Here is an 18355-nt window from a genome sequence, read left to right as displayed (position 1 = left end):
CGCCATGCGCCGCATCTTCGTCGCCTTCGCGGGTGGCTTCCTTCCCTGCGCCCTGATGGCAGCCCCGGTCGCTCCCGCGCCAGTGGATACGGGCGCCGACGTGATCCGCGTCCTCGTCAGCCTGCTCGGCGTCGTGGCGCTCATTTTCTTCGTCGGCTGGATGGCCCGTCGTGCCCAGGCGCGCGTGAGCCCGGGCGGCCGGAAGATCCGCGTCATCGAATCGATGCCGGTGGGCATCAAGGAAAAGGTCATGCTGATTGAAGTGGGCGGCACACAGCTGCTGGTCGGGGCCTCGCCCACCGGCGGCCTGCGCACGCTGCACGTGCTGGCCACCCCGGTGCAGGACGATCCGGGCGCCGCCACGCCGCCGGCGCTGCGCGGCTTCCGCGACGTGCTTGCCCAGTGGAAACGGCCATGACCGCCCGCCGCTGTCACCCGCTGCTGCGCTGGAGCGCTTTCGTGCTGCTCCTGCTGCTGCCCCTGGCCGCGTTCGCCGCGGACCCGCCGCCCGGCATCCAGCTGCTGAACGTGCAGCCGGGCGCCAACGGTGGCCAGACCTGGTCGCTGTCGATCCAGATGCTGGCGTTGATGACCGCGCTGACCGCGCTGCCGGCGCTGTTGCTGATGATGACCTCGTTTACCCGGATCATCATCGTGCTGGGCTTCCTGCGCCAGGCGCTGGGCACCAACAGTACGCCGCCCAACCAGGTGATCCTGGGGCTGTCGCTGTTCCTGACGCTGTTCGTGATGTCGCCGGTGATCAACAAGGCCTATGACAGCGGCATCAAGCCCTACATGGACGGCCAGATGAGCGTGCAGGACGCCCTGCCGCTGGCCGGTGCGCCGTTCCGCCACTTCATGCTGGAGCAGACCCGCGAGCCCGACCTGCAGCTCTTCACCCGCCTGGCCGGCGAGCAGCCCTATGCCGACAAGGACGCCGTGCCCTACCGCGTCGCGCTGCCCGCGTTCGTCACCAGTGAGCTGAAGACTGCCTTCCAGATGGGCTTCCTGCTGTTCATCCCGTTCCTCATCATCGACCTGGTGGTGGCCTCGGTGCTGATGTCCATGGGCATGATGATGGTGTCGCCGATGATCATCTCGCTACCGTTCAAGATCATGCTGTTCGTGCTGGTCGACGGGTGGACCCTGTTGCTGGGGACCCTGGCGGGGAGCTTCTACCAGTGACACCGGAATCCGTCATCGCCTTCGGCCAGCAGGCGCTGCACATCGCCATGCTGATCGGCGCGCCGCTGTTGCTCACCGCGCTGGCGGTGGGCCTGCTGGTGGGCATGATCCAGGCCGCGACGCAGATCAACGAACAGACCCTCAGCTTCATCCCGAAGCTGATCTGCATGGCGCTGGTGATGATCGTCACCGGCCCGTGGATGCTGCGCACGCTGGTGCAGTTCACCCGTACCCTGATCGAAAGCCTGCCCCAGGCGGTGCGTTGATGCCGATCGACCTCAGCCAGCTGGAAGGGTGGGTGGGTGGCGCCCTCTGGGCGCTGGCGCGTATCTCCGGCCTCATGCTCATGGCGCCCGTGCTGGGCTCCAACATGATCCCGATGCGCATCCGGATCGGCCTGACCATCCTGCTGACCGTGACGCTGGCGCCCCTGGCGCCGCTGGATATTCGCCCGCTGTCGGCCGCCGGCGTCGCCGTGCTGGCCCAGCAGGTGCTGATCGGCGCCGCGCTCGGCTTCATCCTCAAGCTGGTGTTCGAGGCGGTAGCCTTCGGCGGGCAGTTCGTCTCTCAGGCCATGAGCCTGGGCTTCGCCGAAACCGTGAATCCGGGCGTGGGCGGCACCACGCCGGTGATCAGCCAGTTCTACACCATGCTGGTGACCCTGCTGTTCCTGGTGATGAACGGCCACCTGCAGCTGATCTCGCTGCTGGCCGACAGCTTCCGCACGCTGCCCGTGGGCACGCAGGGGATCGGTGCGGAAGGCCTGTGGGGTGTGCTGACGTTCGCTACGCACCTGTTTGCGGGTGCGGTGCGTGTGGCCCTGCCGGCGCTCACCGCGGTGCTGGTGGTCAACCTCGGCTTCGGTGCGATCAGCCGCTCGGCCCCGTCGATGAACCTGTTCGCCGTCGGCTTTCCCATCACCATCTGCCTGGGCGTGCTGGCCGTGTGGCTGTCGCTGCGGGCGCTGCCCGGCGCGTTCGAGTCCCTGCAGGTCACCGCATGGACCGCCATGCGCCAGTTGATCGGGAGGTAGCCGGCCATGAGCGAGGGCGCCGACAACGAGGACAAAACCGAATCACCCAGTGACAAACGACTGCGCGAAGCGCGCGAAAAGGGCGACCTGCCGCGCTCGCGCGACCTGTCCACCGCCATCGTGGTGCTGGCGGGCGTGTCCACGCTGATCGCCTCGCGCGAACAGATGGCCGTGCACGCGGCCAACATCATGCACGTCGGCCTGCGCTACGGGCGCGACGACCTGTTCGCCGCCAACGGCCTGTACCACGCGCTGATGACCGCGGTGATGGAAGGCTTCTGGATGCTGGCGCCCGTGTTCATCGCCACGATGATCGCCGCGATCGCCGCGCCCACGGTGATGGGCGGGCTCAATTTCTCCTTCGAGGCGCTGGTGCCCAAGTTCGACCGCATGGACCCGATCAAGGGCTTCGGCCGGCTGGTGTCCATGAACGGCCTGGTGGAGCTGGGCAAGTCGCTGCTGAAGCTGGCCCTGATCGGCGGCACGCTGGTCTGGTTCTTGAATCGCAGCACCCGCGAGATGTACGCGGGCGGTACGGGGCCCGTCGCCGAGGGCATCGCCCATGCCTTCGGCCTGTTCGGCCATGCGTCGCTGGTGTTCGCCGTGGCGCTGGGGGCGGTGGCGCTGGTCGACGCGCCCTGGCAGAAGTACAGCTTCACCAAGAAGATGAAGATGACCAAGCAGGAGGTGAAGGACGAGCACAAGGAAAGCGAGGGCAGTCCCGAGCTGAAGTCAAAAGTCCGGCAGATGCAGCAGCAGATGTCCCGCCGCCGGATGATGGAAGACGTGCCCACGGCCGACGTCATCGTAACCAACCCGACCCACTTCGCCGTGGCCCTCAAATACGACGAGAACCGCATGGGAGCGCCCCGCGTGGTCGCCAAGGGCGTCGACCTGATCGCCCAGCAGATCCGCGACGTGGCGGGCGGGGCGAAGGTTCCGGTCGTCGAGGCACCGCCGTTGGCACGAGCCTTGTATGCCACCACGGACATCGGGCGCGAAATCCCCTCGGCGCTGTATGTCGCCGTGGCCCAGATCCTGGCCTACGTGTTCCGGCTCAAGCAGGCGATCGCCATGGGCGACCTCCCGCCCGAGCTGCCCACGCAGGACATCGATCCGGACCTGCTCGGCCCCTACCGCATGGATAACTGACGAATGGCTGCTTCCTCCAACCTGATGGGCACCTTCCGGCAGATCGGCCGCCGCGGCGTCGCGGCGCCGGTCGCCATGCTGATCATGCTCGGCATGATGATGCTGCCGCTGCCGCCCTTCATGCTGGACCTGCTGTTCACCTTCAACATCGCGTTGTCGCTGGTGATCCTGCTGGCCACGATGTACGTCATGCGCCCGCTGGAGCTGGCCTCGTTCCCCACGGTGGTGCTGTTCGCCACCTTGCTGCGCCTGGCGCTGAACATCGCCTCCACCCGCGTGGTGCTGCTGCACGGCCATAATGGCCCCGGTGCGGCGGGCAAGGTGATCGAGGCCTTCGCCGAATTCGTCATCGGCGGGAACTTCGCCGTCGGTTTCGTCGTCTTCGCCATCCTCACCATCATCAACTTCGTGGTGGTGACCAAGGGCGCCACGCGCGTGTCCGAAGTCACCGCGCGCTTCACCCTCGACGCCATGCCCGGCAAGCAGATGGCGATCGACGCCGACCTCAACGCCGGCCTGCTGACGCAGGAACAGGCCCGCGAGCGCCGCCAGGAAGTGCGCGAGGAAGCGGATTTCTATGGCTCCATGGACGGCGCGTCCAAGTTCGTGCGTGGCGACGCGACGGCGGGCATGCTGATCCTGGCCATCAACATGCTGGGCGGTTTCTTCATCGGCATGTTCCAGCACGGCCTGTCGGCCGCCGAGGCGGCGCGCACCTACACGCTGCTGACCATCGGTGACGGCCTGGTCGCCCAGGTGCCGGGCCTGATGCTGTCGATCGCCACGGCGGTGATCGTCACCCGCGTGTCCAAGTCCCAGGAAATGGGCAAGCACGTGATGGGCCAGCTGTTCGGCCAGCCCAAGGCGCTGGGCGTGGCGGCCGCGGTGCTGGGCACCATGGGCCTGATCCCCGGCATGCCGAACATTCCCTTCCTGCTGCTGGCCGCCGGCGCGGGGTTTGGCGCCTGGAAGCTGCAGCAGCGCAAGGACCTGGCCGGTGCTGCCGGCACGGCCGGCGCCGCGGGCGCTCCGGGTACCGACCTGGCGCTGGAATCGACGCCGCCGGCCGAGCGCCTGGAGCTGTCCTGGGAAGACGTGGCCCAGGTGGACACCATCGGCCTGGAAGTGGGTTACCGGCTCATTCCGCTGGTGGACAAGGCCCAGGGCGGCGAGCTGATGGCGCGGATCAAGTCGGTGCGCCGCAAGCTGTCGCAGGAACTCGGGTTCCTGGTGCCCTCGGTGCACATCCGCGACAACCTCGACCTGGCCCCACACGGCTACCGCATCTCGCTGATGGGCGTGCCGATGGGCGAGGCCGAGATCCATACCGAGCGCATGCTGGCGATCGATCCGGGCCGCGTGCACGGCACCATCAACGGCATCGCCACCCGCGACCCGGCATTCGGCCTGGACGCGGTATGGATCGAACCGGGCATGCGCGAACATGCGCAGACGCTGGGCTACACCGTGGTCGATCCGGCCACGGTGATCGCCACGCACCTCTCGCACATCCTGCAGAACCACGCCCACGAACTGATCGGCCACCAGGACGTGCAGCAGTTGCTCGACCGCCTGGCCCAGCAGACGCCCAAGCTGGTGGAAGACCTGGTGCCCAAGCGCCTGTCGCTGGGCGCGGTGGTCAAGGTGCTGCAGAACCTGCTGGCCGAGCGCGTGCCCATCCGCAACTTCCGCGGCATCGTGGAATCGCTGGCCGAGCATGCCGGCCAGAGCCAGGACCCCGGCGTGCTTGCCGCGGCCGTGCGCGTCACCCTGGGCCGTCAGATCGTGCAGGAAATCGCCGGCCTGGGTTCCGAGGTTCCCGTCATTACTTTGGCGCCGGAACTGGAGCAGATCCTGCTGCAGTCCCTGCAGGGTGGCGGCCCCACCGGCGCCGCCGTGGAGCCGGGCCTGGCCGATCGCCTGCAGCAGAGCGTGGCCGATGCCGCGCGTCGGCAGGAAGCGGCGGGCGAACCGGCGGTATTGCTCGTTTCCCCGGCCTTGCGTCCATGGCTTTCGCGCTTTACCCGTCATGTGGCCCAAAACCTGCATGTACTTGCCTACAACGAGGTCCCGGACAACCGGCGCGTCAAGCTGGTGACGGCCCTCGGCAGGTAAGACTTGGACGGACACAGGATCGAACGCATGAAAATCAAACGCTTCGTAGCTCCCGACATGCGCCAGGCCATGCGCCAGGTGCGCGACGAGCAGGGTCCGGACGCCGTGATCCTGTCGACGCGTCGCCTCGACGACGGCATCGAGATCATCGCCGCGCTGGACTACGACGAAGCGCTGGTGCGTGAAGCGGGCTTCGGTGGCGAAACGCCGGCGGCGCGCGAGACGGCACGCGAGGAAACCCCGGTGCGGGCGCGTCGCGAACACGACTTCGCCGCCCGCATCGATCAGGCCAAGGCCGCGACCGCCGCCGCCGTCGAGCGCGTCGTGCGCGGCGGTCCGGCACCGGCCTCCACGATGGCGCCGCAGGGCCTGCATCCGAATGCGCCGCAGCGCCAGTCCAGCGCCGCGCTGGCCGCCAGCGTCGCCGACGTGGTGCGCGCCGCCACGACCGGTCCGCACGCCGCGAACAACGACGCCGCCGTCAACGGCGTGCGCGCCGAGATCAACAACCTGCGCGAGATGCTGGAAGTGCAGCTGTCGACGCTGGCCTGGAACCAGATGGACCGCGAGCAGCCGCTGCGTGCCCGCGTGCTGCGCGAGATGACCCGTCTTGGTATCGACGGCGACGTGGCCCGCGCGCTGTGTGCCGAACTGCCGCCGGGCATGACCCCGGAGCAGGCCCGTTACCTGCCGCTGGGCATCCTCTCGCGCAACATCCGCACCAGCGGGCGCAACGCCGACACGGCCGGCAGCGCGGTCACCGCACTGGTCGGCACCACCGGCGTGGGCAAGACCACCACCATCGCCAAGCTGGCCGCCCGTGCGGTGCTGCGTCACGGCGCATCCAACGTCGCCCTGATCAGCGCCGACCAGTACCGCATCGGTGCCGGCGCGCAGCTTGAACATTACGGCCGCCTGCTGGGCGTGCGTGTCTACAACGCCCACGACGCGCAGAGCCTGCGCAACGTGCTGCTGCAGTTGCGCGGCAAGCACACGGTGCTGATCGACACCGCCGGCCTGGCCGGCAATGACCCCAAGCTGCAGCAGCAGTTCGAAACGCTGCGCGCGATGACCGAAGTACGCGTGTGCCTGGTGCTCGCGGCGAACGCCCAGGCGCAGGCGATCGACAACGCCGTGCGCGCCTACGCGCCGCTGTCCCCGCAGGCCGCGATCCTGACCAAGCTCGACGAGGCGCCGCTGATCGGTGGCGCCCTCTCGGCCGTCATCCGGCACGGCATGCCGCTGGACTACACCACCGACGGCCAGCGCGTGCCGGAAGACATCGCCTCGGCGGACGCGCGCAAGCTCGTCTGCCTTGCGGCCCAACTGGTCAGGCAGCGCAACGACGTACCGGACGACGCGATCCTCGCCGACCGTTTCGGCTTCGCCGCCACGCCCGCCCTCGCCTGACCCCGGAACTGAAGTAACGTGACTACGGCATCCGCATCCGCACACCCTTTCACGGCAGTGAATTCCTTCATGAGCACACACGTCGATTCCACCCAGGCCGCCGGACTCAACTGGCTTGCCGACCGTCGCCCGACCCGCAGCATCGCGATCGCGGGCGGCAAGGGCGGCGTGGGCAAGACCACGGTGGCGGTCAACCTGGGCATGGCGCTGTCCATGGGCGGGCGCGACGTGGTCCTGCTGGACGCGGACCTGGCCATGGCCAACATCGACGTGCTCCTCGGCCTGCAGCCCACGCGCCACCTGGGTCACATGCTCGAGGGCGAGTGCCGCATCGAGGACCTGATCCTCCATGCCAACCACGGCTTGAAGGTGATCCCCGCCACCTCGGGCGCGCGCCGCATGGCGCAGCTGCCGAACATCGAGCACGCCGCGGTGATCCGCGCGTTCGACGAATACCCCGTGGCCCCCGAATACCTGATCGTCGACACCGCGGCCGGCATCTCCGACAGCGTCTCGATGTTCGCCGCCGCGTCGGACGAGGTGGTGGTGGTGGTCTGCGACGAGCCGGCCTCGCTGACCGACGCCTACGCGCTGATCAAGGTGATGAGCCGCGAATTCGACGTCAACCGCTTCCGCATCGTGGCCAACATGGTCCGCCACGCCCAGGAAGGCCGCCAGCTGTTCGAGAAGCTGGCCCGCGTGACCAATCGCTTCCTGGACGTGTCCCTGGACTTCATGGGCATGGTGCCGCACGACGAGTACCTGCGACAGGCCATCCGCCGCCAGTCGGCCGTGGTCGACGCCTGGCCGAGCAGCCGTTCGGCCGTGGGATTCAAGAATCTTGCCCGGTCGGTCGATACATGGGGTGAACCCGAACCCCGGGTGCAGGGCCGCATCGGCTTTTTCGCCGAACGGAACCACATGGGGGGAGGGCTGCCACTGTGAGTGTTGCAAGCGAATACCTTGAAGTAACAAAGGTTTCGGCCGACCAGCTGGTCAGGACGCATGCCCCGCTGGTGCGCCGGATCGCCTATCACCTGATGGGTCGCCTGCCGCCGAGCGTGGATGCGAACGACCTGATGCAGGCCGGGATGATCGGGCTGCTGGAGGCGGCGAGGAATTACTCGCCGACTCGCGCGGCCAGCTTCGAGACCTATGCGGGAATCCGCATTCGTGGCGCCATGCTGGACGAACTGCGCAAGACGGACTGGACCCCGCGCTCCGTCCATCGGAAGCTGCGCGAGGTGGCGGAGGTAACGAGACAGATCGAGAACGAGACGGGTGGCGACGCCGAAGACGCGGAAGTGATGAAGCGGCTGGGCATCGACGCCATGGAGTACAACCAGATCCTGGCCGACGCGGCGAGCGCGCGGTTGCTCAGCCTGACGGCGCCGGAAGGCGACGAAGGCGCGGCGATCGACGTGGCGGACCCGGACGCCGCCGGTCCGGAAGGCAACTTCGAGAAGAACGGCCTGCGCGACGCGTTGGCCCATTCGATCGACGGGTTGCCGGAACGCGAGAAGCTGGTCATGTCCCTGTACTACGATGAAGAGCTCAACCTGAAGGAAATCGGTGCGGTGCTGGGTGTGAGCGAGTCGCGGGTGTGCCAGATCCATGGCCAGGCCCTGATTCGCCTCCGCGCACGCATGTCGGGTTGGAAAGACAAGCAGTGACGGCATCGCGGTGCCGTCGCCGGTAAAGAAAAAAGCGTACGAGGCGGAGAGCAGTTTTGGACAAGAACATGAAGATCCTCGTGGTGGACGATTTTTCCACCATGCGGCGCATCGTCAGGAACCTCCTGGTCGAGTTGGGTTTCACCAACACGCTCATCCAGGAGGCCGAAGACGGCAACGCGGCGCTCGCGCTGCTGCGCGCGCAGCCCATCGACCTGGTCGTTACCGACTGGAACATGCCCAACATGACGGGCATCGACCTGCTTCGCGCCATTCGCGCGGATGCGGCGTTGAAGTCCATGCCCGTGTTGATGGTCACCGCGGAAAACAACCGCGACCAGATCATCGCCGCCGCGCAGAGCGGCGTGAACGGTTACGTGGTCAAGCCCTTCACGGCGGTGACGCTGAAGGAAAAGCTCGACAAGATATTCGAACGACTTGCCGCGGCAGCGGGCTGAGGGAATGACGATGAACACGATGCTTTCCCCCGGCCAGGACGTGGCCCCCCAGTTGCGTGAACTGCTCGATGCCGACGACTCGGCGGCGTTCGAGAAAGCGCTCGACGACCTGATCCGCAGCCGCGAGCAGCACCTGTTCCTGGCGCTGGGCCACCTCGCACGCGACCTGCACGAATCCGCGCGTCGCCTGGCCTCCGACATCTCCACCGATGGCGTGCCGGGCAACATGAGCGATGCGCGCAAGCATCTGCGTGATGTGCTGGAAATGAGCTCCACGGCGGCCCATCGCACGCTGGACTTCAGCGAGAAGCTGCGTCCGCAGGCTCAGGCGCTGGCCAAGCAGGCCGATGAGATTCTGGTGCTGGATCACGCCGATCCGGCGTTCGGCACCCACGCCACGGCACTGGCCGTGCGTGTCGGCGACTTCGCGCAAAGCTGCGATATCGGGCTGGGCGAGATGGTCGAGGCGCAGTCCTGGCAGGATCTTTCCGGTCAGCGTGTGGCCCAGGTCGAGGCCTTCATGGCCAAGGTCGAATCCTCGCTCGTCGAGCTGGTCCGACTCACCGGTTCGCTCGCGGGCGGTAATGCGCCGGCCGCCGAGAAGGTCAGCCAGGACGAAGTGGACCGGCTCCTCAGCGAATTCGGTTTCTGAGTACCCTATGAGCGTGGAGCTGGACAACGAGCTGCTCAATGTCTTCCTGATCGAAGCGCGCGAATTGCTCGAGAGCCTGGGCGAACAGCTCGTGGATCTCGAAGCCTCTCCGCACGACGTGGAGCTGCTTAACGCGGTGTTCCGTGCCTTCCACACGGTGAAAGGCGGGGCGGGCTTCCTTGGCCTCAACGCCATGGTCGAGCTGTGCCATCGTGGCGAGGATCTGCTCAACGAGGCCCGCAACGGGGTGATCGTGCTGCACGCCGCCTATATGGACGCGCTGCTCGAATCGCTCGACCTGCTCAACGACATGATGCGTGCCGCCGACGGCGGCGTGCCGATCGAGCCCGCACCGCGTTCGCTGCTCGATCGCCTGCTGATCCCCGGTCGCGCCGTGTCTGCGCCGCCGGTGGCGCTTGCCGTGCCGATCTCGGCGGCCGCCACGTCGACGGCGACCGCGGCAGCCCCCGGCCCGCAGAAGCCGTACGACCCGATCGAGGACGAGTTCGAGGCGATGCTCGACGCCGCCCGCACCGATCGCACGCCGGCGGCACCGTCGGGCACGATCAACGACGACGAATTCGAAGCCCTGCTCGACTCGCTCTACGGCACCGGTGCGCCCGGCGCCGAGGGTGCGTCCGCTCCGCCGCCGCCCGCCCCGGTCGTTGCCGTGGCCCCGGCGCCCGTGGCGAACAACGACGCCATCAGCGACGACGAGTTCGAGGCGCTGCTGGATTCCCTGCACGGTGCGGCCGCACCGGGCGCGATCGTGCCGCCGACGGCTCCCGTCGCCGTTGCGGTTCCCTCCGTTGCGGTGCCGGTTGCCGCTGCGCCTGCCGCAGCTTCACCCGTCGCGTCTGCCCCGGCTCCTGCCCCGGCCGCCAGCGCGGAGAAGCGCGCTTCTTCCACCGCCGACACCACCGTGCGTGTGGACACCCACCGCCTGGACAGCCTGGTCGACGCGGCGGGCGAACTGGTGCTGGTGCGCAACCGCCTCACCAGCCTGGCGCCGCGCGGCGGCAACGATCCGATGGAGCGCGCCATCGGCGAGCTGGAGCGCGTCGCCGAAGACCTGCAGAACGCCGTGCTGCGCATGCGCATGCAACCGGTCGGCAAGCTGTTTTCCCGTTTTCCGCGCATCGTTCGCGACCTTGCCCGCCAGCTCGGCAAGGAAATCGAGCTGGTCACGGAAGGCGAGGACACCGACATCGACCGCACCGTGGTCGAGGCCCTGGCCGATCCCCTGGTCCACCTGCTGCGCAATGCGGTGGACCACGGCGTGGAGATGCCCGATGCGCGTGCGGCCGAAGGCAAGCCGCGCCTGGGCACCGTGCGCCTGGCGGCCGGCCAGTATGGCGACCGCATCGTCATCACCGTCACCGACGACGGCAAGGGCATGGATCCCGAAGTGCTCCGGCGCAAGGCGGTCGAGAAGGGCCTGATGGATGCCGAGCAGGCCGCACGCCTGGACGAGCGCGAGTGCTACGAGATCGTTTTCCGGCCCGGTTTCTCCACGGCCAGCCAGGTATCGGACATCTCCGGCCGCGGCGTCGGCATGGACGTGGTCAAGACCAAGATCGTCGAACTGGGCGGCACGCTGTCCATCGATTCGCGCGTGGGCCACGGCAGCACCGTGCGCCTCTCCGTGCCGCTCACGCTGGCGATCATGCGTGTACTGATGGTACGCGTGGGGCATCGGTTGCTGTCGCTGCCGCTGTCCAACGTCAGCGAGGTATTCGAGCTGGTGCCCGGGCAGATCCAGGAACTGGACGGCCGCATCGTCGCGGCACACCGCCAGCGCGCGCTGCCGCTGGCCGACCTCGGCCACTGGGCCGGCACCGGCGGCAAGGGCGGCCACGTGGTCGTCGTGCAGATCGGTCACCAGACCCTGGGTTGCCTGGTCGACGAAGTGCTCGGCCGCGAGGACGTCATGGCCAAGCCGCTCGGCCCGTTCCTCAAGGACGTACCCGGCGTGGCGGGTGCCACCATCACGGGCGACGGGCGGATTTCGCTGGTACTCGACCTGTCCGGCCTGGCCGACGACAGCGGGCAGGTCTTGCCGTCGCTGCGCATGGCGGTCTGATGGATATCGTCAGCGTCGTCGGCACGATCCTGGCCTTCGTGGTCATCATCGTGGGGACCATCCTCAAGGGCTCCAGCCTCGACGCCCTGTGGAACCCGGCGGCCTTCGTCATCGTCTTCCTCGGCACGCTGGCCGCGCTGCTGGTGCAGACACCGGGGCCCGTGCTCAAGCGTGCCTGGAGCATGCTGCCCTGGGTCTACCGTCCGCCCGACATCGAGTCGGAGGACCTCGTCGGCCGCATCGTCGGTTGGAGCGAGATATCCCGGCGCACCGGCCTGCTCGGGCTGGAACCCTCGATCGAGCGCGAGTCGGACCCCTTCATCCGTAAGGGGCTTCAGCTGCTGGTGGACGGCACCGAGCCCGACGCCATGCGTTCGGTCCTGGAAGTGGAAGTGCTCGCGCGCGAGCACAACGACATCGAGGCAGCCAAGGTCTACGAGAACGCCGGCGCCTATTCCCCGACGATGGGCATCATCGGCGCCGTCATGGGCCTGATGTCGGTCATGCAGAACCTGGCCGACCCCAGCAAGCTCGGGCACGGCATCGCCGCGGCCTTCGTTGCCACCATCTACGGCATCGGGCTGGCCAACCTGCTGGCCCTGCCGATGGCCTCGCGACTGAAGGGCCTGGCGCGTCGCCGTTCGCAGATGCGCGAGATCCTCGTCGAAGGCCTGGTCTCGATCGCCCAGGGTGACAACCCGCGGCACATCGAGAGCAAGTTGCAGGGGTTCCTGACGTGAAGCGTCGCCACCACGAAGAGCACATCAATCACGAGCGCTGGGCTATCCCCTACGGCGATCTGATCACGTTGCTGCTCGCCCTGTTCGTGGTGATGTACGCCGTGTCGGCGGTCAACGAGACCAAGTTCAAGGTGATGGCCCAGTCCATCAACGAGGCTTTCAACGGTACCGGCAAGGTGATCGAGCCGATCCGCGAGGCCACGCCGGCGCAGGTGCCGCTGCCCAACCAGTCACGCGCGCCGGCCGCCGCGCCCATCGCGCGCATCGACGTGCCCGTGCCGCCGCGAAACCTGCCGTTGCCGGGCCACGAAGGTGCTGCCGCGCAGCGCCAGGACGGCACGAAGGCCAACATCGCCCCGGCAGCCTCCGTCGCCTCCGTGTCCTCCGTCGCGGTGCCGGCTGCGGCCGACACGGCCAGCGTCGGCAAGACGAACGACGCCAGCCTCAGTCAGATATCCGACGAGGTGAAGCGGGCCATGAAGCCCCTGATCGACAAGAGCCTGGTCAATGTGCGGCAGACGCCGGACTGGCTCGAGATCGAGGTCAAGACGGACATGCTTTTTCCCGTGGGCGTGGCGAAGCTGCAACCGCCCGCCGACGAAGTCCTGCGCAAGCTGGCCGGCATCCTCGCGCCGTTTCCCAATGCCATGCGCATCGAGGGCTACACCGACAACACCCCCATCGCCACGCCCACGTTCCCGTCCAACTGGGAACTGTCGGCGGCGCGCGCCGCCACCGTGGCGCGGCTGTTGACCACCATGGGTGTCGATCCGCATCGCGTGGGCATCATCGGCTGGGGCGAGTTCCGTCCCATCGTGGCCAACGACACCGACGACGGCCGCAACCGCAACCGGCGCGTGCTGATCGTGGTGATGAGCGACAAGGCCGCGCCCGCCCGTTTCTACAGCGATACCGCGCACCTGGCCCCGAGCGAGGCCAATCGCTGATGCAGACCTGGGCGATCGCCAACCAGAAGGGCGGGGTGGGCAAGACCACCACGACGGTGGCGCTGGGCAGCCTGCTGGCGGCGGCTGGCGAGCGCACCTTGTTGATCGACATGGACCCGCACGCCTCGCTCTCCGGCTACATCGGGGTCGAAGGTGGCACGCATGGCAGCGTCTACGACCTGTTCGGCACCAGCGGCAACGCCATCCCCCTGCCGGTGCGCACGCTGGTGCATGCCACCCAGTGGCATCGACTGAGCGTACTGCCGGCCTCGGCCGCCATGATCACGCTGGATCGCCAGCTGGGCACGCGTGCCGGGCAGGGCCTGGTGTTGTCGCAGGCGCTCGCGGAACTGGCACCCGATTTCGACCATGTATTGCTCGACTGCCCGCCGACCCTGGGCGTGCTGATGGTCAACGCCCTGGCGGCGAGCGATCGCCTGGTGGTGCCTACGCAGACCGAGGCCCTGGCGCTTGCCGGCCTCGAGCGCATGCTGCGCAGCCTGTCGATGATCGAACGCTCGCGCGGCCGGCCGCTGCCGCGCACCATCGTGCCCACTCTCTACGACGCGCGCACCCACGCCTCGCGTGCCTGCCTCGCGCAGTTGCGCGAACAGTACGGCGACAGCGTGAGCGAAGCCGTGATCCCTACCGACACGCAGATTCGCGAGGCCAGCGCGGCGGGTATTCCGCTGGCGTCGTGGCCGGCCGCGAAACGCGGCGGCCTGGCGTATCGGCAGTTACTCGACGAGTTGCGCCTGCCCGCGCGCGAGGCACCCGTCGCCACCAGCACCACCGGCGCGGCAGCGTGATGCGTGCCAAGCAGGACGCCGAACAGGTGGTGGCCGACTACCTGGCCGAACTGCTGACACCGGCCGTCGCGCCGCCGGCCGTTCCCGAAACGCGCGGCGCGGTGGTGGCCATCGAAACCTGGCGCAATGCACCCTCGCAGCCCGTCGGCCCACGTGTGGACGCCCGCTATCTGCTGTGCATCGCGGCTGGCGTGAAGCTGGCCGTGCCGATGGCCGAGGTCAGCCACGTGCTGCCCATTCCGCCGTTGTCGCCGCCGAACACGCCCAATCCGATCTGCCTGGGCCGGTGGCGTCATCCTGGCGGTGAAGCACGGGTGGCCGATCTTGCGGCCATCCTTTCCCCGGACATGGCCGGCGCGCTGGCATCCACCCTGGTGCTGCTCGGCGAGCGCGGCTGGGCGCTGGCCTGCATCGTCGTGGACGAACCGGTGGAACTCCATACGGACGTCATCCAATGGCGCCATGGTGCGACCACCCGGCCGTGGCTGGCCGGCATGTCGCAAGATCCCAAATGCGGCGTGGTGGATACCATCGCGCTGATCGAATGGCTGGAAAAGGAGCTGGATCCGTGACCGACTCACAAGGCAACGGCCAGGGCACCTGGCTGGGTTTCTCGCTCAAGGGCCAACGTTATGCGGTGCCCCTGGCCAGCGTGCGCGAAGTGATCCGCCCGGGCGACATCACGCCGGTGCCCGGCGGGCCGGCGGACGTGCTGGGCATCGTCAACCTGCGTGGCCAGATCGTCCCCGTGCTGGACGGCCGGCGCCGTTTCGGCCTGGACGGCCACGTGGAGCCCGGCGCGGAGGATACCCACCGCGTCATCGTGTTCGACGATAGCGGCAGCATCGTCGGCATGCTCATCGACGTGATCGGCGACATGCTGCAGTTCGATGCCGTCGACGTGGACGTGCCGCCGCCTGGCCGTGCCGACCGGCGCGACGATCCGGTCACCGGCGTCATCACCCGCGACGACGGGTTCATCGCGCTGATCGACGTGGCGCGGCTCTGCCGCAGCTGACGCGAGCGGCGTCAGCTGCGGCGTCGGTAGGCAGCGCCGCCGCGTTGCGCTAACGTGTCCGCGCTCATACCGGGAGCCTTACCGCATGAACCCCATCGTCGGATACGTCCTCGTCGGACTGGCCCTCGTCAACCTGCTGGGCCTGTTGCTGGTGTTTCGCCGGCTGGGTAGGGCGGCCATGACCCCGGCAGCGACGCCCGTGGCCGAGCCGGTGCCGCCACCCACGGCGCCCGCGGACCCCGTGATCGCCCCCGATACGCTCAATACGATGCTGCGGCGGCTGGAAAACCGCCTGGGGGATATCGAAGAGCAGGTGCGCCATGCACCCACGGTCACGCTGGCCTCCGAACCGGGCAGCACCAGCGACCGTTCGCTGGCCCTGGCCCAGCGCCTGGCGCGGCAGGGCGCCACGCCGAAGGACATTGCCGAAACCTGCGGCATCTCCCTTACCGAGGCCGAGCTGCTGCATCGCCTGCACGCGGCGCGCTGACACCCGGCAACGCGGGACGCGGCCCGGTCGGCGCGCGTCCCGACGACCAGGCCGACTATCAGGCGGTAACGTGCCCGGCCGGCGTGGCGGCGAGAATACGCACCGGTACGCCTTTCGCCGCGGGCGTCTTCGACGCCACGTCGTGGTACCACAGCGGCATCAGCGGATTCATCTCGGGGTAGTAACCGCCGACGCAACCGGACGGCAGGTTGAACGGCGTGACCGTCAGCCCGGCCACGGCGCGCGATGCCGCGTCGCCGGCATCTCCGACGAGCGATACGACCTGTCCCGCGTGCAATCCATCGCGGTCGATATCCGCGGGATTCATGAGCAACACCGCGCGTGATCCTTCCAGCCCACGCAAGCGATCGCTGTGCCCGTAGATGGTCGTGTTGAACTGGTCGTTGGAGCGCATCGTGATCAGGTGATAGCGTCCCGGCGCATCGCCGACGCCCACGGCCGACAGCACGGATGGCGTGGTGAAGCGCGCCTTGCCCGTTTCCGTTTTCCAGTCGCGCTCGCGCGCGGGGTTGCCGCGATAGAAGCCGCCAGCGTCGAACATGCGCGCGTTGTAATCCTTGAACTGTTCCGGGTACGTCTGTTCGATCAGGTCGCGGATGAGACCGTAATCTGCCGTCCATGCGTCCCACCGCCACGCGGGGTTCGAGGGCAATGTGGCCTTGGCGATGCCGGCCACGATGGCCACCTCGGAGAGCAGGTGCTCGCTGGCCGGCGTGCGCTTGCCGATGGAGCCGTGGATGTGACTGAAGCTGTCCTCCATCGATACCGACTGGCTTCCGCTGGCCTGCACGTCGTCCTCGGAGCGCGCAAGGCATGGCAACAGGTAAGACGCCTTGCCGTGGACGAGATGGCTGCGATTGAGCTTGGTCGCGATGTAGACCGTGAGCGCTTGGGCGGTCCACGCCGCCTCGACCACGTCGCGATCCGGCACGGCGCGAACGAAGTTGCCACCGAGGCTGATGAAACCGCTCACCGTGCCCGCGATGATGCCCTCGCACGCCTCGACGGTGCCCATGCCCTTGTCGCGTGGCGGTTCGAAGTCGAACTGTTTCGCCAGTACGTCCAGTGGCACCAGCTCGGGCTTCTCCGAGATGCCCACGGTGCGCTGTCCCTGCACGTTGGAATGACCACGTACGGGGCAGATGCCGGCGCCTTCGCGGCCGATGTGTCCGCCCAGCAACAGGAGATTGACCAGCACGCCGATCGACTGCGAACCGTGGACATGCTGGGTCAGCCCCATGCCGTAGACGGCGATCACGCGCTTCGCCGTGGCGTAGACCTCTGCGGCCGCCTCGAGGTCATAGCGTGCCAGGCCCGATTCCCGCTCGATGTCATCCCACGCGGTGGCATGCACCTTGGCGGCGAAGTCGTCGAATTCGCTGGTGTGCTGCGCGATGAAAGCGCGATCGACGATGCCCTCGTCGCCAGCGGCACGCCGCGCCTCGTCGAGCGCGAAGACATGTTTGCATACGCCCATGAGCGCGGCGATGTCACCGCCCGGCCTTACCTGCAGGTACATGTGCGACAACTCGGTCGCATGACCGGTCAGCATCTGCAACGGGTTCTGTGGATTGACGAAACGCACCAGCCCCTGTTCGCGGACGGGGTTGAACGTCACGATCCGGCAACCGCGCTTCACCGCTTCCTGTAACGGATGCAGGAAGCGCGGGCTGTTGGTTCCCGGGTTCTGCCCGAAGTAGAAGATGGCGTCGCAGGTGTCGAAGTCTTCCAGCACGCACGTACCGACCGGCGAGCCGACGACCTGCTTCAGCGAGACCGAGGTGGTCTCGTGGCACATGTTGGAGCTGTCGGGAAGGTTGTTGTTGCCGTAGAAGCGCGCGGTCAGTCCGTACAGGTAGGACTGCTCCAGCGCCGACTTGCCCGAGGCGTAGAAGACGACGGACTTTGGGTCGAGCGTTTTCAACGTGGCGCCGATGCCTTCGAACGCTTCGTTCCACGAGCATGCGACATAGCGATCGGTGTCAGCGTCGTAACGCATCGGCTCGGTCAGGCGCCCCTGCATTTCCAGGTCGAAGTCGGCCCAGTCGAGCAGTTCGGTGACGGTGTGTTCGGCGAAGAAGGCCGGCGTGCAGCGATCGGACGTCAGCTCCCACAGCGTGGACTTGGCGCCGTTCTCGCAAAACTCGAACCGATGGGGTTTCTTCGGCTTGCCCCACGCGCATGAGGTGCACATGAAGCCGTGTGGCTTGTTCTGGTGGAGCAGGGTGTCCATCGACGCGGGCGTGGGCTTTTCGCGCAACAGCACCTGGCTCATGCCCGATACCGATCCCCAGCCGCCGGCAGCGCCTTCGTGCTGGATGCCCTGTTCTTTATCGGATGCCATCGTGGGTCTCCCATGCGGTTACCTGGTCGAGGTAATCACGTGGGCTGTGAGGGGGGTGGGAAGCTATTGGTAAGGATGTTTTGCCTCGGCGTAGGGCTCGCCTTCGGCATCGCGTTTGGCTTTGGAGCCTTGGCGTTTTGGGGCAAGAGCCGGCGGGTAGCCCCCTCGGTGCCACGCCTGCGGCGACCCGGAGGAAAGGCCGCTAGCGCGGCCGTGTATCTGGTT

General features: G+C 67.7%; 19 protein-coding genes. 18 read left to right on the top strand and 1 reads right to left on the bottom strand.

Annotated elements, in window-relative coordinates:
- Positions 1 to 4: 4 nt before the first annotated feature.
- The 18 genes from fliO (at position 5) to QRN34_RS16490 (ending at position 15765) form a co-directional block, all read left to right on the top strand.
- The gene (fliO, locus tag QRN34_RS16575; RefSeq protein ID WP_285406155.1) at positions 5 to 418 is read left to right on the top strand and encodes a flagellar biosynthetic protein FliO; all 414 of its coding nucleotides are present in this window, start codon (positions 5 to 7) and stop codon (positions 416 to 418) included.
- On the top strand, positions 415 to 1185 hold the full coding sequence (gene fliP, locus QRN34_RS16570) for a flagellar type III secretion system pore protein FliP (RefSeq protein WP_285406153.1): 771 nt from the start codon (positions 415 to 417) through the stop codon (positions 1183 to 1185). Before fliO ends, fliP begins: the two co-directional genes overlap by 4 nt.
- Positions 1182 to 1451, top strand: coding sequence for a flagellar biosynthesis protein FliQ (fliQ, locus tag QRN34_RS16565; RefSeq protein ID WP_036136992.1), 270 nt, complete (start codon positions 1182 to 1184; stop codon positions 1449 to 1451). The genes fliP and fliQ overlap by 4 nt, the downstream gene beginning before the upstream one ends.
- Positions 1451 to 2218, top strand: coding sequence for a flagellar biosynthetic protein FliR (gene fliR / locus QRN34_RS16560; protein ID WP_051938421.1), 768 nt, complete (start codon positions 1451 to 1453; stop codon positions 2216 to 2218). The genes fliQ and fliR overlap by 1 nt, the downstream gene beginning before the upstream one ends.
- Before the next feature lie 6 nt (positions 2219 to 2224).
- Positions 2225 to 3370 carry a flagellar biosynthesis protein FlhB gene (gene flhB / locus QRN34_RS16555; RefSeq protein ID WP_285406149.1) on the top strand — a complete coding sequence of 382 codons (1146 nt, stop codon included), beginning with the start codon at positions 2225 to 2227 and terminating at the stop codon, positions 3368 to 3370.
- 3 nt (positions 3371 to 3373) lie between these two features.
- On the top strand, positions 3374 to 5485 hold the full coding sequence (flhA, locus tag QRN34_RS16550; protein ID WP_285406147.1) for a flagellar biosynthesis protein FlhA: 2112 nt from the start codon (positions 3374 to 3376) through the stop codon (positions 5483 to 5485).
- A 27-nt stretch (positions 5486 to 5512) separates the two neighbouring features.
- A complete protein-coding gene (flhF, locus tag QRN34_RS16545) occupies positions 5513 to 6895 on the top strand; it encodes a flagellar biosynthesis protein FlhF (RefSeq protein ID WP_285406145.1) in 1383 nt (460 codons plus the stop codon).
- A gap of 69 nt (positions 6896 to 6964) precedes the next feature.
- The gene (locus QRN34_RS16540) at positions 6965 to 7840 is read left to right on the top strand and encodes a P-loop NTPase (RefSeq protein ID WP_036136977.1); all 876 of its coding nucleotides are present in this window, start codon (positions 6965 to 6967) and stop codon (positions 7838 to 7840) included.
- A complete protein-coding gene (locus QRN34_RS16535) occupies positions 7837 to 8568 on the top strand; it encodes an RNA polymerase sigma factor FliA (RefSeq protein ID WP_036136975.1) in 732 nt (243 codons plus the stop codon). Before QRN34_RS16540 ends, QRN34_RS16535 begins: the two co-directional genes overlap by 4 nt.
- A 56-nt stretch (positions 8569 to 8624) precedes the next feature.
- Positions 8625 to 9026, top strand: a complete 402-nt coding sequence (gene cheY / locus QRN34_RS16530; RefSeq protein ID WP_036136973.1) for a chemotaxis response regulator CheY — start codon at positions 8625 to 8627, stop codon at positions 9024 to 9026.
- 10 nt (positions 9027 to 9036) lie between these two features.
- Complete coding sequence (locus QRN34_RS16525) at positions 9037 to 9678, top strand: protein phosphatase CheZ (protein WP_285406140.1); 642 nt, start codon at positions 9037 to 9039, stop codon at positions 9676 to 9678.
- Between the two features lie 7 nt (positions 9679 to 9685).
- Complete coding sequence (locus QRN34_RS16520) at positions 9686 to 11761, top strand: chemotaxis protein CheA (RefSeq protein ID WP_285406138.1); 2076 nt, start codon at positions 9686 to 9688, stop codon at positions 11759 to 11761.
- On the top strand, positions 11761 to 12501 hold the full coding sequence (locus tag QRN34_RS16515) for a flagellar motor protein (protein WP_285406136.1): 741 nt from the start codon (positions 11761 to 11763) through the stop codon (positions 12499 to 12501). Before QRN34_RS16520 ends, QRN34_RS16515 begins: the two co-directional genes overlap by 1 nt.
- Positions 12498 to 13448, top strand: a complete 951-nt coding sequence (motD, locus tag QRN34_RS16510; RefSeq protein ID WP_285406133.1) for a flagellar motor protein MotD — start codon at positions 12498 to 12500, stop codon at positions 13446 to 13448. The genes QRN34_RS16515 and motD overlap by 4 nt, the downstream gene beginning before the upstream one ends.
- Positions 13448 to 14257, top strand: coding sequence for a ParA family protein (locus tag QRN34_RS16505; RefSeq protein ID WP_285406130.1), 810 nt, complete (start codon positions 13448 to 13450; stop codon positions 14255 to 14257). Before motD ends, QRN34_RS16505 begins: the two co-directional genes overlap by 1 nt.
- Positions 14257 to 14829, top strand: coding sequence for a chemotaxis protein CheW (locus tag QRN34_RS16500; RefSeq protein ID WP_285406127.1), 573 nt, complete (start codon positions 14257 to 14259; stop codon positions 14827 to 14829). The genes QRN34_RS16505 and QRN34_RS16500 overlap by 1 nt, the downstream gene beginning before the upstream one ends.
- Positions 14826 to 15275, top strand: coding sequence for a chemotaxis protein CheW (locus QRN34_RS16495; RefSeq protein WP_285406125.1), 450 nt, complete (start codon positions 14826 to 14828; stop codon positions 15273 to 15275). Before QRN34_RS16500 ends, QRN34_RS16495 begins: the two co-directional genes overlap by 4 nt.
- Before the next feature lie 85 nt (positions 15276 to 15360).
- On the top strand, positions 15361 to 15765 hold the full coding sequence (locus tag QRN34_RS16490; protein WP_285406122.1) for a DUF2802 domain-containing protein: 405 nt from the start codon (positions 15361 to 15363) through the stop codon (positions 15763 to 15765).
- Positions 15766 to 15823: 58 nt separating this feature from the next.
- Here the strand turns inward: QRN34_RS16490 and QRN34_RS16485 are convergent, their stop codons facing one another.
- A complete protein-coding gene (locus QRN34_RS16485; protein ID WP_285406119.1) occupies positions 15824 to 18130 on the bottom strand; it encodes an FdhF/YdeP family oxidoreductase in 2307 nt (768 codons plus the stop codon).
- Positions 18131 to 18355 lie beyond the last annotated feature (225 nt).

Source organism: Luteibacter sp. ME-Dv--P-043b (assembly GCF_030209605.1).
Classification (GTDB): Bacteria; Pseudomonadota; Gammaproteobacteria; order Xanthomonadales; family Rhodanobacteraceae; genus Luteibacter.
The sequence above is the reverse complement of the archived record's forward strand: the minus strand, read 5'-3'. Positions and strand labels throughout refer to the sequence as shown.